The organism is Nonlabens antarcticus (assembly GCF_015356755.1).
In the GTDB taxonomy this organism is placed as follows: Bacteria; Bacteroidota; Bacteroidia; order Flavobacteriales; family Flavobacteriaceae; genus Nonlabens; species Nonlabens antarcticus.
This window is the reverse complement of sequence record NZ_JADFCO010000056.1, coordinates 24,580-50,501: the sequence shown is the minus strand read 5'-3', so window position 1 is coordinate 50,501 and position 25,922 is coordinate 24,580. Positions and strand designations below refer to the sequence as shown.

The 25,922-nt window shown below is 39.9% G+C and carries 19 protein-coding genes and 2 riboswitches; of the genes, 3 read left to right on the top strand and 16 right to left on the bottom strand.

The genetic code is table 11. The features are described 5' to 3' along the window. Complete coding sequence (locus IQ282_RS00695) at positions 1-1,110, bottom strand: TlpA family protein disulfide reductase (protein WP_194850022.1); 1,110 nt, start codon at positions 1,108-1,110, stop codon at positions 1-3. Positions 1,111-1,244: 134 nt separating this feature from the next. Between IQ282_RS00695 and IQ282_RS00690 the strand changes: the two genes are divergently transcribed. Both IQ282_RS00690 and IQ282_RS00685 read left to right on the top strand, forming a co-directional pair. After that, the gene (locus tag IQ282_RS00690; protein WP_194850021.1) at positions 1,245-2,036 is read left to right on the top strand and encodes a tRNA pseudouridine synthase A; all 792 of its coding nucleotides are present in this window, start codon (positions 1,245-1,247) and stop codon (positions 2,034-2,036) included. Positions 2,037-2,082: 46 nt separating this feature from the next. Then, positions 2,083-2,682 (top strand): DUF2911 domain-containing protein, encoded by a 600-nt coding sequence (locus IQ282_RS00685; RefSeq protein ID WP_194850020.1) that lies wholly within the window; start codon positions 2,083-2,085, stop codon positions 2,680-2,682. On the opposite strand, the gene IQ282_RS00680 is transcribed toward IQ282_RS00685, so the two are convergent. From IQ282_RS00680 to IQ282_RS00630, 11 genes are all read right to left on the bottom strand, one after another. Next, positions 2,679-3,584 carry a head GIN domain-containing protein gene (locus IQ282_RS00680; protein WP_228547172.1) on the bottom strand — a complete coding sequence of 302 codons (906 nt, stop codon included), beginning with the start codon at positions 3,582-3,584 and terminating at the stop codon, positions 2,679-2,681. The genes IQ282_RS00685 and IQ282_RS00680 overlap by 4 nt on opposite strands. After that, positions 3,581-4,717, bottom strand: coding sequence for an acyloxyacyl hydrolase (locus tag IQ282_RS00675; RefSeq protein ID WP_194850019.1), 1,137 nt, complete (start codon positions 4,715-4,717; stop codon positions 3,581-3,583). Before IQ282_RS00675 ends, IQ282_RS00680 begins: the two co-directional genes overlap by 4 nt. 15 nt (positions 4,718-4,732) lie before the next feature. Beyond that, positions 4,733-5,686 carry a methylenetetrahydrofolate reductase [NAD(P)H] gene (metF, locus tag IQ282_RS00670; protein WP_194850018.1) on the bottom strand — a complete coding sequence of 318 codons (954 nt, stop codon included), beginning with the start codon at positions 5,684-5,686 and terminating at the stop codon, positions 4,733-4,735. A gap of 15 nt (positions 5,687-5,701) precedes the next feature. Continuing rightward, the gene (locus IQ282_RS00665; protein WP_194850017.1) at positions 5,702-8,803 is read right to left on the bottom strand and encodes a vitamin B12 dependent-methionine synthase activation domain-containing protein; all 3,102 of its coding nucleotides are present in this window, start codon (positions 8,801-8,803) and stop codon (positions 5,702-5,704) included. Further along, positions 8,796-9,818 carry a homocysteine S-methyltransferase family protein gene (locus IQ282_RS00660; RefSeq protein ID WP_228547171.1) on the bottom strand — a complete coding sequence of 341 codons (1,023 nt, stop codon included), beginning with the start codon at positions 9,816-9,818 and terminating at the stop codon, positions 8,796-8,798. Before IQ282_RS00660 ends, IQ282_RS00665 begins: the two co-directional genes overlap by 8 nt. Before the next feature lie 139 nt (positions 9,819-9,957). Continuing rightward, a riboswitch (SAM riboswitch) is annotated at positions 9,958-10,060 on the bottom strand. An 866-nt stretch (positions 10,061-10,926) separates the two neighbouring features. Further along, positions 10,927-11,247 (bottom strand): 2Fe-2S iron-sulfur cluster-binding protein, encoded by a 321-nt coding sequence (locus IQ282_RS00655; protein WP_194850016.1) that lies wholly within the window; start codon positions 11,245-11,247, stop codon positions 10,927-10,929. Further along, positions 11,240-12,316, bottom strand: coding sequence for an NAD(P)/FAD-dependent oxidoreductase (locus tag IQ282_RS00650; protein ID WP_194850038.1), 1,077 nt, complete (start codon positions 12,314-12,316; stop codon positions 11,240-11,242). Before IQ282_RS00650 ends, IQ282_RS00655 begins: the two co-directional genes overlap by 8 nt. A gap of 278 nt (positions 12,317-12,594) precedes the next feature. Next, entirely contained in the window at positions 12,595-13,005 is a 411-nt protein-coding gene (locus IQ282_RS00645; protein WP_194850015.1) for an RrF2 family transcriptional regulator, read from the bottom strand. Between the two features lie 85 nt (positions 13,006-13,090). After that, the gene (locus IQ282_RS00640) at positions 13,091-14,191 is read right to left on the bottom strand and encodes a homoserine dehydrogenase family protein (RefSeq protein ID WP_194850014.1); all 1,101 of its coding nucleotides are present in this window, start codon (positions 14,189-14,191) and stop codon (positions 13,091-13,093) included. Between the two features lie 27 nt (positions 14,192-14,218). Next, positions 14,219-15,208 (bottom strand): alpha/beta fold hydrolase, encoded by a 990-nt coding sequence (locus IQ282_RS00635; protein ID WP_194850013.1) that lies wholly within the window; start codon positions 15,206-15,208, stop codon positions 14,219-14,221. 11 nt (positions 15,209-15,219) lie between these two features. Next, positions 15,220-16,512, bottom strand: a complete 1,293-nt coding sequence (locus IQ282_RS00630) for an O-acetylhomoserine aminocarboxypropyltransferase/cysteine synthase family protein (protein WP_194850012.1) — start codon at positions 16,510-16,512, stop codon at positions 15,220-15,222. A 129-nt stretch (positions 16,513-16,641) separates the two neighbouring features. Beyond that, positions 16,642-16,761, bottom strand: a riboswitch (SAM riboswitch). Between the two features lie 563 nt (positions 16,762-17,324). Here IQ282_RS00630 and metK point away from each other — a divergent pair. Next, positions 17,325-18,581: a methionine adenosyltransferase gene (metK, locus tag IQ282_RS00625; RefSeq protein WP_194850037.1), complete on the top strand. Its 1,257-nt coding sequence runs from the start codon at positions 17,325-17,327 to the stop codon at positions 18,579-18,581. 161 nt (positions 18,582-18,742) lie between these two features. Here metK and IQ282_RS00620 read toward each other — a convergent pair whose 3' ends face one another. The 4 genes from IQ282_RS00620 to IQ282_RS00605 form a co-directional block, all read right to left on the bottom strand. Next, positions 18,743-19,570, bottom strand: a complete 828-nt coding sequence (locus IQ282_RS00620) for a metallophosphoesterase family protein (RefSeq protein ID WP_194850011.1) — start codon at positions 19,568-19,570, stop codon at positions 18,743-18,745. Further along, on the bottom strand, positions 19,552-20,901 hold the full coding sequence (locus IQ282_RS00615; protein WP_228547170.1) for a sodium:solute symporter family transporter: 1,350 nt from the start codon (positions 20,899-20,901) through the stop codon (positions 19,552-19,554). The genes IQ282_RS00620 and IQ282_RS00615 overlap by 19 nt, the downstream gene beginning before the upstream one ends. A 198-nt stretch (positions 20,902-21,099) precedes the next feature. Continuing rightward, positions 21,100-22,554, bottom strand: coding sequence for a SusD/RagB family nutrient-binding outer membrane lipoprotein (locus IQ282_RS00610; protein WP_194850010.1), 1,455 nt, complete (start codon positions 22,552-22,554; stop codon positions 21,100-21,102). 149 nt (positions 22,555-22,703) lie between these two features. Further along, on the bottom strand, positions 22,704-25,910 hold the full coding sequence (locus IQ282_RS00605) for a SusC/RagA family TonB-linked outer membrane protein (RefSeq protein ID WP_194850009.1): 3,207 nt from the start codon (positions 25,908-25,910) through the stop codon (positions 22,704-22,706). Positions 25,911-25,922: the final 12 nt, after the last annotated feature.

Sequence of the window (25,922 nt, the reverse complement as noted above, 5' to 3'; positions counted from 1 at the left end):
CTAGGTAGACTTTATCAGTTCTTCAATATCTTTTTCAATTTGATCAGAAAAACCATGGTATTCATGGAGTATGATTCCTTGTCTATCTACAAGAAAGTATCTAGGCCAGCTGTTAACGCTAAAGTCCTGCTTCAGTTTATCGTCGCCTATTAAATTTAAGAAAGTGGCTTCTTTATTGTTCACTAGTTCGACAGCCCCATCTATATCATCTGAAACAATCCCGAAAATTTTTACATCCGATTCAAACTTATTTTTAAGCATTTCAACTTTAGGGAACGAGGCGATGCAGGGACCACACCAGACTTCCCAAAAATCAATTAAAATTACTTTATCAGCTGATAACGTTACATAATCGTTTTCATCCAATAAGTTTTTCAAGGAGATTTCAGGTAAAGGTTTATTTAAAAGTTTGTTAGGTAATACTGGATCATCTACAACGAGCACCATTTCATTCAATTCTTGCAGGTAATCAGAAACACTTTTGATCACTTCATCATTAGTTTTATAATTTGAGAATTCAAAGACAATTATTTGTTTTTGACCTATTTCACCTTTTAAGGTTGTTGTTATTTTTTGAGGTAGAAATGTTCTCTTGTCTAATTCTATTATTTTACTTTTTTCCGTAATCTGCTTTTCTAGATCATCTTCAAAATCATAGTTAATTACATAATTATCTTCCGTTTCCATCACAGTAACATCTTCATAAACGGTACTTAGCTCAAAATAATCTTCAAAGATCATTTGTCCACCAGGTCGTCCCAAAAACTGAATTCGACCTTCTTCCTGCTCATAGCTATTTTCATTGTTTTTAATATGAAATGCATTCCCATCCTTGTAAATGGCAGACATATTTATATCCTTACGAATTCCATAAAACGAAAAGCCAAATAACGAATCATTTTGATCACGGTTTATTACCGCAAAACCTTGGTTGTCTGATTTATCACCAGAAGCAAAATCTATTACATTTCTAACGTCATACTGAATTACTTCAACCGAATCCATTTTTTCGTTGAATCTTTCAGTTAAAAAAGCAATATCAATCTCTTTTTTCTCTTGACAGGAAACTAATAAAGTTAGTAGCGATAGTAATACTGCAACTCTTTTCATAATTGATAAATTAGATTTGATAATGACGAGTGCTATAAAGATAACTGCCAAGAATTTAAAAGAAGCCTTCAAGTCACTCAAATAGGACTGATATATCTCTGTAATTCTATCTCTAGATTCCACATCTTTGCAATATGTTCAAACCTCAACGACATTATTACCTCATCAAGCTCCAGTATTTAGGTTTCAGATTCCACGGCTGGCAAAAACAACCGGATCTTCCCACGGTGGAACGCATGGTGCAACGCACGTTGCGATTTGTTTTTGATCATTCCAACTTTAAGATTCTTGCTGCTGGACGAACAGATGCCAAGGTTTCTGTAAATGAAACCTTGATCGAGTTGTTTCTGGACGATGCACCTATTAAAGACCTCAGCATATTTCTAGAAGACTTCAACCTCAATCTTCCCAGTGACATTAGAGCTTTAGGTATTGAAACTACCACGGCTGATCTCAACATCATTCAGGCTCCTAAACTCAAGGAATACGTTTATATGTTTTCCCACGGTGAGAAGTTCCATCCTTTTTGTGCGCCCTTGATGGTGTACATGAAGACAGAGCTTGATATCGAGCTTATGAAAAAAGCTGCTCAAATGTTTGAAGGAGAAAAGGATTTCTGGTCCTATACCTACAAACCTTCGGACACGACCAATACGACGAGCGTGGTTGAATCTTCTTATATAGAAGTGAATAGTTTATTCACAGCTAACTTCTTTCCTGAAGAAAGTTTTTGCTTTCGCGTAAGCGGAAAAGGTTTTAAACGACACCAAGTACGACTTATGATGGGATCTCTTTTTGATCTAGGAATGGGTAAAATGAATTTGGAAGAATTTGAGAAAACGCTTGATGGTTCTAATAAAATTCATCTTTCTCACATTGCTCCCAGCAGTGGTTTGATGCTTTTTAAAACGGAATTAACATCCTGATTCTCAATACAACGTATCATTGTAACAATTAACTTTAAATAATATTATGAAAAACATACTTTTAGCTGCAGCAGCAATGGCTTTTACATTCAGTGCAACCGCACAGGATTTTGACCAAATGGACAAGAGTCCCATGGACGCAGCATACTACCCTGCACAAGCCGCTAAGCGCGCTTTTGCAAAAACGGATGAGCAGAAAATGGCTCAACAACCACAAATCAAAGTTCTTTACAGCAGACCTAGTCTTAACGACCGTGCAGTTTTCACGACATCTGATGTCAAAGGTTCTGGAATCCAAAAATACGGTGAGAAATGGAGAATAGGAGCTAATGAAAATACAGAAATCACGTTAATGAAAGACGCCATGATAGGTGGTAAGGAAATTAAGGCGGGTCGTTATTCTATGGTTGTCGTTCCAACTGAAAAAGAGTGGACTGTTCATATCAACAGTGAAATTGACGCCTGGGGACATTATTCTCATAAAGATGAAATGGATGTAGTCACTACTACAATCCCAGTAATGACCGATACTGAGAACCTTGAAAACTTAAGTATGGCTCTTTATTCTCCTAATAATGATAAGGTAGTTCACCTTAAAATGGGTTGGGGTACTTACAGAGCAGAATTACCTATAACTATTCTCTAGTTATTTAAATAAATCAATCGCCCGCGCCAGGTTTCCTGGACATCAACAGTTGTAGGCTGATTATTTAATATCACATCGCCGTAACCATTAATGGTTCCGGCGATGCTTTGTTTTACGTCCATACGCCATTCTGAAGTGCCGCGGTGGAAAATCTGTGCGTTTTGAACTTCTAAGTTTTCTGCATAAATCCTACCATCACCATCTAGAAATGTTATGTCTGTATTTTCAACGGTACCGCTCAAATAGAAATAACTCAGGTTATTGGAAACAATTTTGAGATTCTGCACATCTAGTTCAAGTCTAAAATCGCCATCCGTATTGAATTCGTCTTCTAGCGCTGTGTCCTCAGAGAGCAATGTCAAACTGGGATAACTAAGTACACCATCACTTTTCAAATCTTCACCAGTACTTGTTCTAATCTCGGTAATATTAGGCGAGGTTATCTCAATCTGCGTGATTCCATAATCGCGCACTAGATTACACCCATTATTATTCACAATTTGTAATTGACCATCGATGACCTTTACATCTATATCATTAAACAAATTTTCTCCCGTTTTTACTACAACCTTTTGTATTGGGCCTTGCTTAAAAGTTGCTCCCATGCGTTGAAAAATAATGACCTTATCAAAAGTATCCACATCAACCTCATAACTTTGAATATCACCAGCCGCCTGCGTACAGTTGAGTCCATTTTCTGAATCACAGCTTGTTGCCATGGTTAGTAGGAATAAGGCTAAAGATGGAACCACAAACTTCTTAAAACAATTACCTAAATATGAAATCACAAATTTCAAATCACAAATAGCAGCGCGCAAACCTCTCACTTTAAACAATATTGATTCAATTTTTCCAACGACCATAACTCCTAATTCTGAACTTTTAACTAATAGATTTCTCATAATTCAGTTTTGGGGGTAAATACTTTATCAAACCTGTAACCTACTCCTAGACTTACACCTTCCGCTTTGGCGCCGTGTGCTTTTACAGTGACGCTGGCAAAAATGTTGTCTGTCAATCGTCTCTGTAGTCCTAAACGATTATAAAATTTAGATTCAAACTCAATAGGCTGGTACACGTAATAACCAAATTGCGACAAAACGCTGGTCTTCCCTAAATGCAGTTCATGGCCTATAAAAATTCCAGCTCGTTTGTGGTCTTCATCGCCAGTCAACCCGCTTTCTGGGAAACTATTAGCTTGATAATCCCGGTATTCTCGTAGAAACTCCGCTACAAACAATTCTACACCAGCATGTATGCTGCTCTTTACATTGATACGCTTATCTGCATACACAGAAAAGTCATAAAACGGATACTGACCACTGCCACGATAATCACTTTCATTGAAACCTAACCTGGCAACAGCATTTAAACTGATAGGCTCAGAATAGGCTTTCTTTTCCCATATTCTAAACTCCGGAATTTCCTCCCGATTCAACGTATAATTGATCCCAGCATTAAAAAACCAGGTATTAGTAGAATTGTTGGGGGCTCTGACATTTGCATTAGAATAATGCATGATCGTGGCACCGGCGTGAAAACCTAATCCTTCAATAATATTTTCTCGTCGGTAATTTGCAACAAGATATGTGGAACTAGTAATAGTTGTGCCATATGCATTGTTTTCAGGATTTGTTACCGCGTCAAAAGGCTTTGTCATGTAAGCCAGTCCTTGCCCAACTCTAAATTGCAGATTTCTATTAAAAAAATAAAAGTTATAATGCGCATAGGCGCTGTATGCCTCGCCCAGATGATAATTTTTCATGTCCTGATAGGCCGCGCTGAAACCATAATCGGGAAAACCGTATCTGGATTCCCATTCTTCTTCTCCAAAAGTCTTCCGGTTATAACTCAGTAAAATCCCAGTGGGATGATCAGTGATCAGATGGGAAATATCTGGGTTGTGTTGCAAGATGGTACCATACATATAGGATACATCCAGTGTTGCAATATGGGGTATTTCTTCTGTGGATTGTGCGGTCATCGCTTTCGCGAAAGCGAAAAAAATCACAGCTAATAAAAAACGATAAGTCATTAAAGCGAAACTACATTAAAAAATGGCTTTGGCAATGTCGTAAATGTTGTCGCTTTTTCCCATACTATAAAAATGCAATACAGGAACATTATGTGCCAGTAACTCACGGCACTGCTCAATACAAAACTCCACACCTACCTGACGTACGTCTTTATTAGATGCACAGTTTTCCACAGCGTCAACTAAATCTTCTGGAATATCTAAATGGAACGTTTGTGGCAATAATTGAAGGTGCTGTTTGATCGCAACAGGTTTAATTCCAGGAATAATGGGAACGGTAATCCCCATTTCCCGAGCCAGTCGTACAAATTCAAAATATTTTTGATTGTCAAAAAACATTTGGGTAACCACATAATCTGCTCCAGCATCGACCTTATCCTTTAATCGTTTTAGGTCCGTTTTCATGCTGGGCGATTCATCGTGCTTTTCTGGATATCCTGCCACGCCTATGCAAAAATCTACATTACAAGAAATTTCAATGACTTCATGTAAGTAATTCCCTCTATTCATCTCACTTATTTGTCTGACTAAGTCAATGGCATAATTATGTCCACCATCCGTACATTCAAACCTCTTTTCCTCTGTTCTAGCATCACCTCGCAATGCCATAACATTATCGATTTCGAGATATTGACAATCTACTAGTAAATATTCTGTTTCCTGCTGGGTAAATCCACCACACAACAGGTGCGGTACTGTATCGACCTGATATCTGTTTTGAATGGATGCACAAATTCCCAAAGTTCCCGGCCGCATTCTGGTCAACCTTTTTTCCAGTAAACCACCTGCTTTTTTAAGGTAAAGAAACTCTTCTCTAGAAGTCGTCACATCCACAAACGGCGGTTTAAATTCCATCAATGGATCGATGTTATCATACAGTTCTTGTATCGACTTTCCTTTTACCGGCGGTATCATCTCAAAGCTGAAAAGCGTGGAGCTGGCATTTTTTATGTGATCAGTAATTTTCATTGAATGCTAAATAAGTTAGTCTGCGATGTTTGGGCTGAGCCATCTTTCTGCCTTAGCAAGAGGAATTCCTTTACGTTTTGCATAGTCCTTTACCTGATCTTCCTTGATCTTTCCTAATCCAAAATAGCGCGATTCTGGATGTCCTATGTAATATCCAGAGACACTAGCTGCTGGCCACATGGCAAGGCTTTCCGTAAGCTTTACGTCGATGCGCTTTTCAACCTGCAGCAATTCCCAGATCGTTTCTTTTTCTAAATGATCTGGACAAGCTGGATAGCCCGGTGCCGGCCGTATTCCTTTATAAACTTCCTTTATTAAGTCATTATTTTCCAATTGCTCGTCACTCGCATAACCCCAAAATTCCTTACGGATTCTTAAATGCAGGTATTCTGCTAATGCTTCTGCCAGTCGATCTGCTAGAGCTTTCAACATGATCGAATTGTAATCATCTAACTTTTCGCGAAACTCTGCTGCTCGTTCTTCCACCCCAAAACCGGTGCTCACGCAAAAAGCCCCTATATAATCCTGCTTCCCAGAATCCTGTGGTGCCACAAAATCTGCGAGGGCAATTTGTGGTTTTCCCGCTGCTTTTTTTGATTGCTGGCGCAAGGTTCTAAACGTGAAACTCCTATCGGTTCCCTTTACTGCGATATCATCGTCATTGAGTGTGTTTGCTGGAAACAGTCCGTAAACGGCTCTTGCATCCAACCATTTCTCATCGATAATCTGACCTAACATTTCCTGAGCATCAGCAAACAACTCTGTCGCCTGGATGCCCACTACTTCATCCGTCAAAATATCTGGATAGCGTCCATGCAAATCCCAACTGCGGAAGAATGGCGACCAGTCTATAAATGCTGAGATCTCTTTTAAGTCGATATTTTCCAGCTGATGCACTCCTAACTTTTTGGGCTTTACCGCTTCATAATTAGCCCAATCGATCTTCCATTTGTGTTCTCTGGCTTTTTCTATCGTCAGATAATCCTTCTTCCGTTGCCTGCCTAGAAACTCGTCCCGCAGTTTTGCGTACTCTTCCTTTTTCGCTTTCGCGAAAGCGAAATAGTCATCATCCTTATCACCAGATAACTCTCCCGCGATGGTCACGGCACGGCTTGCGTCGTTGACATGGACAATCGTGCCGTCATATTCTGGAGCGATCTTGACAGCGGTATGTGCGCGGGAAGTCGTGGCGCCACCTATCATCAACGGCACCACAAAATTGCGGCGTTTCATCTCCTTAGCCACATACACCATCTCGTCAAGCGATGGAGTTATGAGTCCGCTAAGGCCTATGATATCCACATTGTGTTCAATTGCAGCATCCAGGATTTTCTCTGGCGGCACCATCACGCCCAGATCAATGATCTCATAATTATTACAAGCGAGAACCACAGAAACAATATTTTTCCCGATGTCATGGACGTCACCTTTTACGGTGGCCATCAAAATCTTCACACTCTGAGCCCCTAAATCCCCAGAGGGGACTTTTTTCATCTCGTTCTTGACTTTGTCAAGAACGTTTTGATGATCATTTAAAACCTCTGAATTTTTGAATCTTACGACCCTGAAGCCATGTTCTTCTAGCCATTCAGTTCTATTTTGATCTTTTTCTTTTTGTCCTGGATCGTCGTGATAACCACCATCTATTTCAATGATGAAATTCTCTCGTAAACAAACAAAGTCTGCGATATACATTCCTATGATATGCTCGCGACGGAATTTGTATCCATCTAATTTCTTGTTACTGAGCAAATCCCACATTTTTGCCTCAGCGGGAGTTGGGTTTGCCCGGCTATTTTTAGTTCGGTCAAGTAATGTGCGGTACGCACCGGGATTGGCGGTACGCCAAGACGAGAAAGTCCCCTTTGGGGATTTAGGGGCATGGAGTCTGAGTTTTTCCTTCTCTTCCTCAATAAACGGCAACAAATAAGCAACTGCTTTTTTCATGACCCGAGCGCTTTTTACAACTTGGGGCAAGAACATCTTCCCACTCCCGAAAAGGTCACCCACTACATTCATTCCTGTCATCAGGTTTCCCTCGATAACTTCAATGGGTTGAGCAGCAGCGAGTCGGGCTTCCTCCACATCTTCTATAATAAATGCATCGATACCTTTTACCAGTGCCCGGGTGATGCGATCCTGCAATGGCAGTTCTCTCCAACTGTTATCAATAGTACTGGTGCGGGTCGTTTGCGTAACAGATTCGGCATAATCAAGCAATCGCTCTGTGGCATCCTCGCGTCTATTCAGAAGAACATCTTCCACATGATCCAGTAAATTCTTATCGATATCATCATAAACCTCCAGCATAGCTGGGTTCACGATTCCTATATTCATTCCCGCCTTAATCGCGTGGTACAAGAAGGCACTGTGCATCGCCTCACGCACTTTATCGTTTCCCCTAAAACTAAAGCTTACATTACTGACACCACCGCTAACGCTGGCGTGGGGAAGGTTTGCTTTTACCCATTTAGTTCCCTCGATAAAATCCAGGGCATTCAGTTTATGCTCATCCATTCCCGTAGCAACGGGAAAAATATTTAAGTCAAAAATGATATCTTCTGGAGCAAACTTTACCTGATTCACCAGAATATCATAGCTGCGTTTTGAAATCTCTACCCTGCGGTCAAAATTATCTGCTTGACCCGTTTCATCAAATGCCATTACAATAACGGCGGCGCCGTAACGCTTTATAGCTCGCGCATGTTTAATGAATTCTTCTTCACCTTCTTTTAGGCTGATGGAATTCACCACACACTTTCCCTGCACGACCTGCAGTCCGGCTTCAATAATTTCCCATTTAGAACTATCGATCATTATGGGAACTCTTGAAATATCAGGCTCTGCGGCAATCAGGTTGAGAAACCTGACCATTGCGGCCTTACCATCGATCATCCCATCGTCAAAGTTGATGTCTATGATTTGGGCTCCATTATCTACCTGATCTCGAGCCACATCCAGCGCCTCGTCAAACTTCTCGTCTTTTATAAGGCGCAGGAATTTCTTAGAACCTGCAACGTTCGTACGCTCACCGACATTGACAAAATTGCTTTCTGGAGTAATCACCAGCGGTTCAAGTCCGCTAAGTTTGAGGGGTCTAAATTCTATATTATCCATTGACTAATTTTTGTAGGAAGGGAATGCGTCGCGGTTTAAATTCTGCTGCAATGACGGCAATGGCGGCGATATGTTCCGGTGTCGTGCCACAACAACCACCTATTATATTTACCAAGGATTTTTCCAAATATTCCCTGATTTGTGAAGCCATTTGTTCTGGCGTTTCATCATATTCTCCAAAGGCATTAGGCAATCCCGCATTAGGATAGGCACTAATCCCATAAACCGATTTCCCAGAAACGGTTTCTAGGTAAGGGGTTAATTGCTTAGCACCTAGTGCACAGTTGAAGCCAATTGAAAGCAGTTCAATATGCTCGATGGAAATCATAAAAGCCTCCGCCGTTTGTCCGCTCAATGTTCTACCAGAAGCGTCTGTTATCGTACCACTGACCATCACCGGGATATCCAGATTTAGTTCTTCTTTCAATTCTTCAATGGCAAAAAGCGCGGCTTTGGCATTGAGGGTATCAAAAACGGTTTCCACCAGTAATATATCGACACCACCCTTGACTAATCCAGCGGCTTGTTGTTTATAGGCTTTACGCAGTTCCTCAAAAGTGATGGCCCGGAATCCCGGATCATTGACATCTGGCGACATACTAGCGGTTTTGTTGGTGGGCCCTATGGCGCCGGCGACAAATCTAGGTTTGTGCGGTTCCCGTTCTGTGAACTCATCTGCAACTTTGCGGGCGATTCTGGCGCTTTCATAATTGAGTTCATCGACCAGGAATTCCATGTCGTAATCTGCCATGGCGATAGTCGTACCGCTGAAGGTATTGGTTTCCACAATATCTGCTCCTGCAGCAAAATACTGGGCGTGGACGTCTGCAATTGCCGCTGGCTGGGTAATGGATAAGAGATCATTGTTCCCTTTTACGTCAGAGGCATAGTCTGCAAAACGGGTTCCTCGAAAATCTTCTTCTGAAAATTTATGCCGTTGTAACATGGTACCCATAGCGCCGTCCAAGACTAGGATGCGTTCCTGCAGAGCTTTGTAAAGTATTTCGTTTTTCAATCTTTCTGTTTTTAAAATGAGCCCAACGTGCAACGGATTTTAATCCACGGAATGAATTAAAAAGGTTTGAGGTGTTGAGGACGTTTCCGCTTTCGCGAAAGCGTACATAGTTTTAAAGAAAGAATAGCGATGAAGCTGATAGTTATCTTTCCACGCGAGCGCGGTAGAATGAGGCACCTTCTACAGTTGTAGGGTTGCCAAGGTCTCAACGGGTCTAATCCCTGAACCTTTCTTTATAACTTAGTAAGCAATGAACTGATGCAAATATGGGCTTTAAAAATCAAAAATAAAATTAAAAGGAAAATAAAATTAAGCGAAGGTTGATATCAATCGACTCCAAATGGTATGCGGTAAAAAAACTAAACTTAAATTTAGGTGGTGTAATTATTACTTTCACTTGTGTGCAACACCTTTTGTCTTCAGCGTGCATTCCCCTTGCAAAAAGCTCGTCGGATGCAGAAAGAAAAACAAGTCACGATAAGAATTGGTGCTGGAAGAATTAATCCCCCAAGCTGACCTCCTTCCCTTTTGAGGGAAGATAAGAGATGGGTGTTTGTTGATGTTGAAATTGAAACAATCACTTTGTAAACACCTCATTGTCTTAGACTTCTCCAGCGGAGAAAACAAGTTATCTATAGGTTTTCTGTAAGGTCATTATTCCCGAAACTATCGTATTCTCTTGAGGCGTTACAATCAGCCTAGTCTTAGTGGAAGAGACGAGATAGGTGTTTGACGATATTGATAGTAATCTTAAAATCATTATCCCAATCCATCTGTCTTTACTTGGACAAGCTCAGATCATGTCGGACATCTTCCCGAAGAGAAAATATTTTACCTCAAACTTTTAAATTAAAAGTCAAGTTTTTTTCTGAAATCCAGGCATCGCAAACACTCACTGCCTTCGGCATTTACCTTAAGGAAAAACAAGTAGCTTCATTGTTTGATGTAGTATGAAGCAATGAAGGTTACCGTTTTCCCTTGAGAGAAGAGACGAGTTGTGTTTTTGAGTATGTTAAAATAAAGGAATTATCTACTACTGGCAATTACGATTTGCGCAGCAAATTAATAATAGGCAATCATTAATTACTTGATATAACAATGGATAAAATCATTCCTCAGGCGCCAACTCAACCACCAATCCTTCTAAATCTTCAGTAATAGGAACCTGACAGCCTAATCTAGAATTATCTTTAACAAATGAAGCTTCCCAAAGCATGGCCTGTTCATCATCGTTGCGCTCGCCCAGATCGTGATCGCTTATAATATAACATTGACAAGTCGCACACATGGCCATACCGCCACAAACCGCCTGGACTGGTAGTTCATACGCTTTGCATACCTCCATCAGATTCATATTCATATCTGTAGGTGCATCGACCTCGTGGCGCTTGCCTTCCCGGTCAATGATGGTGATCTTTATATCAGACATTCTGCTTGTTTCCTATTTTTTTTACGATAGACTTCTCGGCTTCTTTGCGAGAACCATCGAACCCGTCGATGCCACCCACAGTTGTGTATTTCATGACATAACGCTTGTCTGGGAAAATTCGTTGGTACGCGCTTTGACACATGAGCGTTGCCTCATGGAAACCACAGAGGATCAACTTTAATTTTCCTGGATAGGTATTGACATCTCCTATGGCATAGATTCCCGGAATATTAGTTTGATAATCCAGCGTGTTGTCCACTTTAATCGCATTTTTTTCAATTTCTAAACCCCAATCCCCAATGGGACCTAACTTTGGCGCAAGCCCAAATAATGGTATAAAAGCATCACACTCGATAACCTCCATACGCTTGGCCTCATCGTTGTGTTGTAATAAAACGGTTTCAACTTTTCCATTACCGTTGACATCCAGAATTTCTGCTGGTGTAATTAGCCTAATTTTATCTGCTTGAACCAGCTCTTCTACTTTTTCCACACTATCTAGCGCACCACGGAATTCCTCTCTTCTATGTACTAGAGTAACTTCGCTAGCTACATCTGCTAAAAATATCGACCAGTCCAGTGCGCTATCGCCACCACCTGCGATAACAACTTTTTTATCACGATACACTTCTGGATCCTTTATCATGTAGGCCAGACCTTTGTCCTCATATTTCTCCAAACCATCAATAGCAGGTTTACGCGGCTCAAATGAACCTAAACCTCCAGCGATTGCAACGATTTTTGCGTGATGTTTAGTTCCTTTACTAGTAGTGACGATAAAACTACCGTCTTCTAACTTTTCAATAGTTTCTGCTCGTTCTCCTAACGTAAATCCTGGTTGGAACGGTTCTATTTGCTTCATTAAATTGGTGACAAGATCACCAGCGAGAACCTCTGGAAAACCGGGTATATCGTAAATAGGCTTTTTAGGGTAAAGTTCTGTACATTGACCGCCTGGCTGAGCTAACGCATCAATAATATGGCACTTCAATTTGAGCAATCCGGCTTCAAAAACGGCAAAAAGCCCAGTAGGACCAGCACCTATGATCAAAATGTCTGTAGTAATCATCTCTTTCTCCATAATAAAATCCATACTCTAATTAAGCGACTGCAAAGGTCGTTAGCAATCCTCACGTAAACAAACATTTGGCAATAAAGCAACCCGCCTTGTCATCCTGTAGAACAAGTCGCAACACATGATTAAACCTTTAATATATTTGAAGTTATTGAGCTGAAATGAATCGGTGCGGTTTATAAAAAACACATCTTCCTTAGCTTTTTACCATCCTATAATTACACCTTTCATTCTAAATTCTTGAAATAATCTTGAGCTAAGAGAATCCAGATTTACTTGATCAAATCGGCAAGTGTTTGATTCTCCAGTATTTGTAATGTATTATCGCGTACTCTGATCATCAACTTATTAACGGCACAAGTATCTTCATCGGGACAATCGCTGCACTTTTCGTAAAAATTTAAACTTACACACGGCAACATCGCAATAGGTCCTTCTAAAATTCTGTGAATGGCAGACATTCTAACTTGTTCTGCTGGCTGCAGCAAATAATAACCGCCTCCTTTTCCTTTGCGACTTCCCAGAATAGAGTTTTTACGAAGCTCTAATAGAATTGCCTCTAAAAATTTGTGTGGAATATTCTGTCCATCAGCAATGGTAGCAATATTTACTGGGTCGTCAGAGTTGCGGGAAGCTAGATAGGTAAGGGCTTTTATCCCGTATTTAGTTTTTCTGGAAAGCATATGTAAAGCTACTGATTATTTCCAGAACGTATTTTTGCCATAAACTCGTTTTGATTATACAATCATTTAGATTTTGGAACTTTTACTAAAAGTCTTTTTCTAAAAGTTCTAAAGAGTAAACAGGTTGTGATTTACAGATTTTTACGATGTCAGAAACAAGTCCTCTAGCGGTAACTTCACGGCCAGCTCCAGCCCCTTTTATAACAAGCGGGTGCTGTGCATAGCTTTCAGAATATATCTCAAAAAAACCATCACTTCCCTGTAGTTGTCCAGCCGGCGAGCTTTTTTTAACCACTTGTAAAGAGACTTTCAACTGTTTATTTATAACATCCAGTTGTCCTAAGTGTCTGAGAACCTCATCTTCTTTCAATGCATCTTTACGATCTTGAAAATCAGAGTCTAGCTGACTCAAATCGGTTAAAAACTGGTGAAGGGAAGCCGATTTTAATGTAGGTGTTACGAGGCTTTCAATACTTATATCCTCAAATTCTAGCTTTAATCCTGCTTCCCTAGCAAGTACTAGTAATTTTCTAGCCACATCATTTCCTGACAAGTCCTCTCGAGGATCTGGTTCTGTAAACCCTAAATCCAGAGCATCAGTCACAACCTGTGAAAACGAGACATCTTCCTCAGAAAACCTATTGAAAATATAGCCTAAGGAACCAGAGAAAACACCATTAATGACAAAAATCTGCTCGCCGCTATTATAGAGACTACGTACCGTTTCTACAATGGGAAGACCGGCTCCTACATTCGTCTCATATTCAAAATTTAGATGTTGCTCCTTTAATAAAGATCGCAACCTATCATAAAAATCTTGTGATAATGTATTTGCTATTTTATTTGCGGTAACGATGCTAAATCCATGCTGAACAATTTCTGGATAAAAGCGGGATAATTCCTGACTTGCTGTCGCATCTACTGCGATTTTTAAAACTTCTGTGTTTTTAGAAAACCTATAAAAACTATCTGCTTCCCGTGGTGAAGACTCCTTGCCGAAAACTTCTTTCCAGTCTGTCCCTATTCCATCTTTTACGGTTAAAACAGATCTGGAATTTGCCAGTCCTACTATTCGTAAATCAAGATGATGGTGTTGCTTAAAAAAATTGCTGCTTTCTAATATTTGCTGAATGAACGTTTTTCCTACATTCCCAATACCGAATAAATATATATGTATTTGTGTCATAATCTGATGGTAGATCTTAGATCCATTTTAAAGAACAGCCGCTGACAAGTCCACCAGCGAGAGGTTCAATTGGTTTATAATTATTTTACTTAAAATTTGCGATACCTGATCGTGCTCTATTAAAAAAGCATCGTGGCCATGCAAACTCTTTATTTCATGATAGTCAATCTCATGTTCCCCTTTGAGCAATTCATAGGTTTGTTGATCTTCTGACGCTAGAAAAAAACCATCACTATCGATTGCAATCAATTCAATTCTAGTGTCACTTACTGCAACCATTTGTTCAATTTTACCATAATAATTTCTTGAAGCATCTGTGTTCCACAATAGATGATTTAACAACCGGTAAGACGGTAAAACAAATCGCTTTTCCAACGATGTTCCATGAAAATTGAGCCAAGCTTTCACTTGGAAATCTTCACCTTCCACTTCTCTATTAAATTTGTTTTTTAAACCTTGTGGAGAACGGTAGAATGTCATCGCATGCTGGCGAGCAGTTTGCAAGGGCTTGTTAGAATTACTTAAAATCGTCTCTTGCACATGGCAGCATGCCATCAACCAGTCCGTGGCTTTCCAGTCTGCGGCGATAGGTACGATAGTTTTAAAGAGCTTAGGTCTGATAGCTAGTATTTCCCATAACAATGCGCCGCCTATGCTCCCACCTACTCCCAAATCTATGGTGTAAATTTTCAAAGATTCTATCGCTTTCGCGAAAGCGAGGGCAACATCGGCCAGGCAAAAATCCTGATAATTGTAGATCAAGTGTTCTGTATTGCTATCAAAACCATTACCCGGAATATCCAGCGCTAACACCGTAAATTGATCCAAGTCTATCGTTTTACCAGCACCCACAATCGGACTCCACCAGTCCGTCACACTGGAATTTCCCGTCAACGCATGATTGACCAGAATAATGGGCGCGCTGTGTAACTCACGCCCAAAAATCTGATACGAAACACTAATGTTCTGTTTCTTTCCAGACCGCAGTTGCAAATCTTGAAGATATATATATTTCAAATTTTCCAACATTAAGCGAGAACTGAGGCCTTGATTTTTTTGAAGGCATTAGTTAGGTCCTGCTTCAAGTCGGTTAAGTCTTCTAGTCCCACAGATAATCTGATTAGATCCTTAGTGACACCTGTGCTCAACTGGTCTTCATCCTTTAACTGCTGGTGAGTCGTACTTGCTGGGTGAATTATGAGCGATTTTGTATCTCCTATATTTGCGAGAAGAGAGAACACCTTAGTACTATCCACCACCTTTTTAGCACTTTCATAGCCACCATGAACACCGAAGGTTACCACACCACTCTGGCCATTAGGTAGATATTCCTGAACTAGGTCAAAATAATCGCTAGATTCAAGACCAGGATAATTTACCCACGCCACATCATCTTGTTGCTCCAACCATTTGGCCAAATCCAAAGCGCTTTTACTATGCTTTTCCATTCTAATATCGAGCGTTTCAAGTCCCTGAATTATCTGCCATGCATTAAACGGAGAAATAGCACCGCCTAAATCTCGCAACCCCTCAATTCTAACCTTAGCTATGAAAGCTGCTGCTTCCAGCGCCTCGCTGTAAACCAGACCATGATAACCCGCAGACGGCTCTGTAAATTCTGGAAATTTCCCATTAGTCCAGTCAAAGGTTCCCGCGTCGATTATTATACCACCTAATGCTGTACCGTTACCGTTGATGTATTTTGTTAAGGAGTGAATAACAATATTTGCACCGTGTTTAATAGGTTTAAGCAAGTAGGAAGTCGCCACCGTATTATCTACAATCAACGGTATTTTAGCAGCTTTGGCTTGTTTGCTTATTTTTTTGAGATCCAGCACATCAAGTTTAGGATTGCCCAAGGATTCTACAAAAATTGCTCTGGTGTTTTCTTGAGTAGCATTTGCGAAAGCATCGTCATCGTTGGGATTTACAAATGTGGTCGTAATCCCCAGCCTAGGTAAAGTCACCGAAAGTAAGTTGAACGTGCCACCATAAAGCGAATTGCTCGCAACGATGTGATCGCCAGCTCGCAATAAGGTCAATAAGGTTGTAGAAATCGCGCTAGTTCCTGAAGCCGTTGCTACCGCTGCAATGCCACCCTCAAGTGCGGCGAGACGTTGTTCTAGTACGTCAACGGTAGGATTATTAAGTCTGGTGTAAATCCACCCTGGCTCTTTTAAGGCAAATAAATTAGCTGCATGGTCACTGTTGTTAAAGACATAACTGGTAGTCTGGTACAAGGGAACAGCTCTAGTGCCGCCATGAACTTTTACATCATGTCCTGCATGTAATGCTTGGGTTGAAAACTTTTGATCTGACATTTTGTTTCTTTTTTAAATTAGAAATTTGATTAATGCGCAGAACCATTAGAAATATAGATTTACCGTCCCGCTGTTGCGTGATGGAAAAATCAAAAAAGAAACTTGTGGTAGTGTAACCTACTTACATGTGTATCATCTTGTCTCGCATAGTTGCGAGCAGCAATTAGCACCTTCATTATTTATTTTTCAATAAATAAAGGGTTGCTAAGGAGTCAACGGGTCTGTTCCCTCGTCCTTTCTTGATAATTTCAGTATGGTTATGAACTTGAATGTAAAGATTCAATAATTAAAATGGAGATACCTAATTTTTTATGGTCTATTTATATTTCAAACGGATTTAAGGATATAAAAAATTATAATTTAAAACCCGATTAATACGCTTAATCAATTGATTATTAATTTAATATAAAGTTTATATTTTATTTCTGATGCTTCCAGAGCTTTAAAAAAAGTTTATCAATTATAGCAAGTTTTATTCCCGAATCCTATGTTTCTCTGATGCTTTTAAGAAACATCAAGCCATTGGATTTAAAAAAAAGAGTCCTGAAGAGTTGGTGTAGTAGGCCTATCATTAAAATAGATTAAAGAGATCACAAAATCTATACTACCGCAGCCTGCGTCATGTCATAATATGTATATTTGATGTCTGAAAGAGGAATGATTTGACTGCTTGCTCCCTCGTTTTACCATGGTAGAACACAAATGCTAAATCAGAAGTATTTATCCGCGCACAGTCCTTCTTCCTACATACTTTTTTATTAAATGTGAAAGTGTTTCTAATAAATACGCTTTCGCGAAAGCGTTATAACGACATGCCATATTTATTTACATCAGAATCTGTGAGTGAAGGTCACCCAGATAAAGTAGCAGACCAGATAAGTGATGCCTTACTAGATAACTTTCTAGCTTTTGATCCTGAATCTAAGGTTGCTTGTGAGACCCTTGTAACTACAGGACAAGTAGTTCTCGCTGGCGAGGTCAAGTCTGACACGTATCTAGACGTGCAAACTATTGCGCGAGATATCATCAACGAGATAGGTTATACAAAGGGGGAATATAAATTCTCTGGCGATTCCTGTGGAGTGATTTCCTTAATTCACGAGCAATCGCAAGATATTAATCAAGGCGTTGATCGGGAGAGTAAGGAAGAGCAGGGCGCTGGAGATCAGGGAATGATGTTCGGTTATGCAACTAATGAGACGGAGAATTACATGCCACTCGCCCTGGATATCTCCCATAAAATATTAATAGAACTTGCAAAGTTGCGTCGGGAAAATAAGGACATTACTTATTTACGACCTGATGCAAAATCTCAAGTAACCATAGAGTACAGCGATGACAATGTGCCACAGCGCATCGATGCTATCGTGATTTCTACACAGCATGATCCATTCAATGAAGATGATGAAGCGATGCTGGCTCAAATTAAAAAAGATCTTGTTGAAATCTTGATGCCTAGAGTAACTGCTTTATTGCCAGATTATGCTCAGAAACTTTTCAATGGCAAGATTACTTATCACATCAACCCTACTGGTAAATTTGTAATAGGTGGTCCTCACGGAGATACAGGGCTTACGGGTCGTAAAATAATAGTAGATACCTATGGTGGAAAAGGGGCTCACGGTGGTGGAGCATTTTCTGGAAAAGATCCATCAAAAGTAGATCGTAGTGCTGCTTATGCTGCCAGACACGTTGCGAAAAACTTAGTCGCTGCAGGTCTCGCAACAGAGGTTTTAGTTCAAGTTTCTTATGCCATAGGCGTTGTTGAGCCTACTTCTATCTATGTAGACACTTATGGTACCTCTAAAGTGGATATGACCGATGGTGAGATTGCGGTAAAAGTTAGGGAACTATTCGACATGCGTCCAGCAGCTATTGAAAGCCGCTTGAAACTGCGCAATCCTATTTATCGAGATACAGCCGCTTATGGTCACATGGGTAGAGAACCTAAAACAGTAACTAAAGTATTCGAATCTCCTTACAATGGAAAAATCACAAGGGAAGTAGAATTGTTTACTTGGGAGAAATTAGATTTTGTAGACCAGGTAAAAGAGGCTTTTAAGCTTTAAGAATACCAGTATAAACAAACAGCCCGAAAATTACTTTTCGGGCTGTTTGCTTTTAAGCTAATTTGGAAACAATCCTATCTCTCTTGCGTTTGATTAGAAAAACCTTTTGGACGATTTCTAAAATAGACCAGAGAATTAGAAGATAAGTCTTGAATCATTCTTTAAGCCAGCAATAATTCGCTGCCTTGAAGAACCTTTTCTGTCATTGGGAGAATTTCCATATTATCCCATATTCCAGTTTCTAATGTTCTCACATATTCCTGAGGAAGATCTTGCTTTATCATAGCGTTCATGGCAGTTTCATAATCATAGGTCAAACGGAAGTGCTGGTACTCAAAACCGTCAGCATCATCAATGATCATCGCCCATGTTGAACTTTGACCATCGTTTGCTGGCATACCTATAACTCCTGGATTCAACCAGGTTTTAGAATCTGTTTTATCTGTAAATGGCAACCCACAGTGTCCAGCGATGATAACATCAGCATTCAAGGCTTCTAAGCTTGCTTGCTTTTCTTCCCAAGTGGTGGACTTGAATATGAATTGGGATACATTTTCAAAACTTCCATGAACTACGCCCATGTTTTTACCCGCATACTTAAATGTAATATGATCTGGTAATGATTTGAAAAATTCTTTTGAGTTGGAATGAAGGTTCGCTTTCGCGAAAGCGAACCAGATCTCACTAAAGCCATCACATCGTGAACCAGCGGTAAAATCACAACCACAATCATCCTGATCGTCTCTTAACTGGATTTCTACATTGCCTAAAATGCTGTGAGCTCCCCAAGACTTAAAAAGATCGAATGTTTCTTGTGGTTGTCCACAATACCCAATTAAATCGCCGGTAGAAATACAGTTCTTTGCTGGGATATCGTGTTGTCTTGCAAATTGAATCAAACTTGTTAAAGCCTGTAAGTTGCTATACACGCCACCAAAAAGTAACATTTTGCCCGACTTGCGTCCTAGATCTATGATTTCTTTATCCATGCTGGCAGTAAGAAGAAAGTAAAACTGAAAAATATTCCATAAACATTGATCCACAAAAGAGAAGCATATTTTCCCGTTGTAAAAATAAGGTCTTCAGGAAACCATTCAAAGAGGAGCAGCATCCCGAAAACAAGCCCGCAAATTACAGATAAAAAATAACTGATTTGCGGTGCTTTCATTTTCCATAACAAAAAAACGGGAGTCAACCCTATTACCATCGTTCCACTAATGGTGGTAGCACTTAATATTTCAGCATTCAGAAAAACGGGTATGGTTCCCAGAATAGCAACCACCACCATCATAATGCGGCCAAAAGATACTGTTTGACCTAAGTTTAAATCGACCGCAAGCAATTTTGAAAAACTTGAGAATGTACTATCCAGAGTACTTGAGGCACTAGTTATCATTATAAAATTAATCACTAATAATAAGACAACACCCAACTTTTTCGCCACTTCAACCGCAGCTTGTCCTTGCATTCCTTCTTGCTGAGCATAGACTCCCACAACACTAAAAAGAATAATACAAATAGCTCCTAAAATTGCAGCCCAGAAAAAACTTTTCCTAGTGATTATAGGACTGCTAATGAATCCGCGATCTGTTAGTACGGGATCATGGAAAGGGTAGGAAAAGCTTTGGAGGATTGCTGCAAAGAAAAGGTTCAATCCCATTTCCATGGACCAGGTGCCGCTGCTCATCATTCCGCTAATGTCAGTTGAAGGCTCGGTAAAAATAACTCCTAGAATGATAATCAATAAGACAGAAAACAGAACCATCTGGATCACATCTGTAAATATAGAGCTGCTCAAACCACCTTTTAGAGTATATGCTAGTGTCATTAGGGTAAAAACAATAATGGAAGTATAATAAGGTGTACTTCCCATATCACCAAAATAAGTCCCAATGACCATGGTATTTGACCATACTTCATTGAACAACCTAAAACTGATCAATATTGAAAATAAGCCTACCGCCTTACGACCATATTTATCGGTTAAAAAATGATGAATACTGGTGTAGCCTCCTACAGTACGTAATTGATAAATAATAACTCCCGCTACTGCAAAGGATAAATAATAACCAGCATAAGCCACACCTCCTACCAGGCCAAATTCCAATCCCAGATTTGCTGCGTTCGTAATGCTTTTTGCAAATATCCAGGAAATGATCAAGCTCCCTGTAAGCATCATCATGTTAGGTGCTTTGCCACGGTGTTGCGCTTTAAAAAAGGTCGCTAGATCTTTCGCATATGGTGCTAGTATGAAAAAAGTCAAACTACTCCCTATGATGAGAAGCCACTGTAATGTTGATGTCTGGGTAAGGAAATCCAATTTAGTATTTAGTATTTAGTATTTAGTATTTAGTAAAATGTCAGTTCTAGCGCAGTCGAGAACGTTTAGATGGTTAAAATTTCTGAGTTAATAAATCAAAAACTTTCAATCGTTAATCCCTTTTCAGACTTTGTATTTTATACGCAATACTGTAGACTAACACCCTTTTTTTTAATTTTTGTTTTGATTTTATATTTGTTACTCATCCCACCAGACTGGCACATTGATACTGTTGTCATTAGTAGCGTTAGCCGCAGCGTTGTAATTGTCGGAATTTAAAGCTGCTTCTTCTGCAGGGTAAGGCATTCTTACCGGGATCAATCCGTTATTTAAACTGGCCGATACATCTTTGAATACAGGAAATCCCGTTCTGCGGTATTCGATCCATCCTTCATACCCGTTGATGATGCTTGCGATCCATTTTTGGGTAATGATTTGCTGTATTGGATCATTGCCATTTGCACCATAGGCGCCAATTGTCGCTAAATAATTTGCGGGTAAAACAGTATTCCAATACTCGTAAGCTTGGGTTACTCCAGTATCATACAATTGTTTTGCCGGTGCGGTAATAATTCCTTTTTGTGCAGCTTCTGCAAGCAGGAAATTAGTTTCCCATGACGTCATGTAATTAGCATCCAGCATTCCTGTATTTTCTCTAAAAACAGTGCCTGCTAGGGAGTAATCTGCTAGACTAACTGAAGTAGAGGACGCATCAATCCCATTGATTAGTCCCTCAAAATTATCACCATTTGCATTGTTTGCTCGAGGTCTATAAAGAATATTAATACGATCATCTTCCAGATCTTCTAAGATCTCTTCAATAGTCTCGCTCATCACAAAATTATTAAAGTCTCCAGCTCTCAATCGAGCTAGACGAAAGTTGTTAGGTTCTCCATCGGTAAAATTGAAGACTGCATTTTCAGCATTAGAACTGATATAATTTTGCTCATTGTACAACGCTTGTAATCTCGCAGAAACGTTCTCCCTTCCTGAAATACGCACCAGCGCTTTAATTTTCAAACTGTTTGCAAAGCGAATCCACGCGTCGAGATCACCATTGAATAAAACATCACCTTCTAACCTGATGGAACCGCCATAGTTTTCTATGGCTGCAATTCCTTTGTCCAGATTGTCTAAGATTCCATCTGGTTTCAAATAAATATCTTCTTGCAAATCATATTTGGGTTGAACAACGCCATCTAAACCTTTAAATGCTTCTGAATAGGGAACATCACCAAATATATCTGTCAATGCCGCCGTCATATAAGCTTTAAAAATTAGCGCTGGACCTTCATAAACGGCAAATGCGGGTGTATTCTGAGACTGGTTTATGATGATTTCATTATCCCGCAGATTCTTATAAAAAATAGGCCAAGGATCACCACCCAATTGCGGACTTTTTAAGGCATGCCTATCAAACAGATTAAAGTCTAAGGCTGTTACATGCTGACTAAGCAAACCGCCTGCGACAAAACCTTCATAAGACATTTGCTCGCCATAATCGTAAATCACCTGACGGAATAACAGACTGGGTTGTACACTCACTGGCGCATTAGGATTAGTATTCAGTTCTTCAAAATCGTTTGTACAAGACACGATTGCAATACTCATAAAGGTTAGAAGAACGATAGTATATTTATGTAAATTTTTCATTTTTATATATTGTGTAAGCCTTATTATCATGCGAACATTTTCCAAAAAGGGGAAGCTTTTAAAAAAAATAAGGCCTTATTAAGTATTTTAAAATCAATCGATTAAAATCCAGCTATGCTGTGGTTTACATCCATGATATTGATTTTCTTTTAAAAATTAATTCCAGCTTTTATACCGATACTTCTGGTAGAGGAATATGACATGTCTTCGACACCATTTACAAAACCTTGACCTTGAACAGCCAGTTGCTCTGGATCAAAATGCGGGATTTCACTCAAGGCAAATAAATTTCTACCGATCAATGAAACTCTCATCGATGCACCAGAAGTAAAGACTCCTAAGGCTCCTTCACCCAACTCAAAATTATAACCTATGGAAAACTGACGCAGCTTTAGATAGCTCGCATCATATACATTATTTTCCTCGTGATTTCGATCATAAAACTGTCTGTAATAACTTTCAGCAGTTACTGCCGTGGTGTTTTGAACATAAACCGGATTGTCTGCGGTTCCTGTATTTACGACTCCGTTAGCAACAATTCCTTCTTCAGGTCTGAAGGATGTATCTTTCAATTGACCCGCTACAGCACCTAGCGCTAAAGTTCTAGAAACTAAAATCCCACCTTGTCTCCAGTCAAATAAGAAAGAAGCATCAAACTGTTTATAGGTAAATGTGTTATTGAAACCTACCGTGAAATCAGCATTGTAGTTTCCCAATTTTTTAAGTTCTGGATCTGCGATAAATCGACCAGCTTCTGTAAGTATAAAATCGCCATTCTCATTGCGGCGGTAACCTGTTCCATATAAATCACCTATGCGACCACCTTCTTCCACTTGATGGAAAACCGTTTGATCTGCATTGTCATAAACTCTTGAAAAACCTAAAGTCAACCTACCGTCATCTTGTGGTAAGTCTTCCACGATCGCACGACTTCTAGCAAAATTAACGGTACTACTCCATTCAAAATTATCTGTTCGTACCGGTATGGCATTCAATACGATCTCGATTCCTTGATTTCTCACAGACCCACCGTTAATCACTTGCTGGCCAAATCCCGATGATATGGCAATAGGTAATGATAGAATCTGATCGTCAGTTACTGCATTATAATAGGTGAAATCAACATTTAATCGCTGCTTTAACAAACGCACATCAAACCCTAATTCCACACTAGAAGTGCGCTCTGGTTTCAAGTTTGCATTAGGGATAAAATCCTGGTTGGTAAATGTAGGTTGAGAGTTCACGGGTGTTTGCGACAGGAAAGTTCCTTGGGTTTGGTATGGGTCTGCATCATTTCCAACGGTTGCATAACTCGCCCTGATTTTTGCAAAGTCGATCACTCTAGGTAAGTCCACGACGTTACTTAAGATAAAACTTGTTGATACTGACGGATAAAAAAATGAGGTGTTATCAGCCGTGAATGGTGTTGCAAGTGCACTGGACCAGTCGTTTCTAGCGGTGACGTCTAGGTATAAAAAGTTTTTATATCCCGCTTTCGCGAAAGCGTAAAAGCTATTAATTCGTTTCTCTGATGTAAATCCAAAAGTCTCGATGGGACTCGCTGCATTATTCAATGAGAAGATTCCCGGTTGCGCAAGACTGGTCGTTTGAGTCTGGGTCGTTTGAGCCGTTTGAGAAAGTCTATTCCCACCTACACTCGCATCAAAACTCACATTACCAAATTGCTTTTTATAATTCAACAAGAAGTCTGTATTGATTTCCCTGTAAAATACGTCATGCTCTGCATAAGCTCCATTGCGGAATCGATTGGAAGAATAGTTACGTAAAAAACGTCGTTTTTCATTGCTGTAATCCATTCCTGTCCGAACGGTTGCTGTCAACTCTGGCGTCAATTCCTGAGTCAATGAAATATTTCCAAATACCCTATCACGGCCAAAACTGTTTCTGTTTTCTTTCAATATAAAATATGGATTATCAAAAAATGTATAGTTGAAGGAATACTGCTGCACACCCTCTAATCCAGGCTGCCAGTAATCTTTCAAATTTTCAATATTTAAAGAGCGAGGTCCCCATGCTACTAGTGAATAATTTACATTCTCACTTCCATAGCCATTCGATGGTCTGTTGTCTGATGCGCTGTTCACATAATTAACGCTACCGTTAATGCTTGTTTTGTCGCTAGGTCTAAAATTGAGTTTCGCAGCCACTGTCTGGCGATCTAGGTTGACACCTGGAATAATACTCTCACTGCGCAAATCTGTAAAACTCAAACGATAATCTCCTTTTTCAAAACCATTACTGACAGCAATGTTATTAATAGCAGTGTAACCCGTTTCATAGAAATTTTTGAGATTGTCTGGGTGACTTTTGAACTCTGTTGGGGTTATAGGGAGTCCACTATAAAGTGAGGTATCCCCACCGCGAGCGACTGTCCCATCAGGTAAAGTAACAGGACTATCAAATTGAGCAATCAAGATTCCCTGATCCAGTCTAGGTCCCCAGGAATATGAAATGTTATCATTGATACCGCCTCCCAGTCCATCAACGTATTCAAATTGACCACTGTTTCCTTGACCATATTCGTTTTGGAATTCTGGAAGTTGAAAAGCGGTATCCATAAAGAAACTCGTGTTATAAGAAATGCCCAGCCCACGTTTTTTACCTCCATTTTTAGTTTCAATAATAATGGCGCCATTAGCAGCGCGGGTTCCGTAAAGGGCTGCTGCTGCAGGACCTTTCAAAACAGAAATACTACCTATGTCATCCTGATTGATTTCTCCAGCACCGTTCCCAAAATCTATTTCTTGAAATCCAGCGGCTGCTTCATTCGTAAAATTGAAAATAGAATTATTGTTCACAGGAGTACCGTCAACAATAAATAATGGGTTGTTATTTGAAAAACTGGCCTCTCCTCTTATGGTAATTTTTGAAGTAGATCCTACTCCCGTTGCTCCTTGGGTCACTGTAATTCCAGCTATCTTTCCAGCCAGATTGTCGACTAGATTAACAGCTTTTACTTCCTGAATATCTTCTTCATCCAGGGTTTGCACCGCATAACCTAATTCTCGTTCTTGTCGTTTCACTCCTAGTGCCGTTACAATGATCTCGTTCAAAGAGTCGCCTTCTTGCAGGGTCACATTTAAGGTTGTACCATTAGCCACTCGACTTTGTGGCTCGTACCCAACATAGGAAAAATTAAGGATCGCACTATCTGCGACAGTTAAGGAATAACTACCATTTGCATTACTGGTAGTTCCGTTTTGTGTCCCTCGCTCAGATATATTTACAAAGGCGATGGGGTTACCGGTAGTATCTGTGATGGTACCGGTTATTGTTATTTGTGCTACACCCGTGAAACAACACAGGAGTAACATGAGTAGAGTAATTCTCTTCATGTAATGGAATAA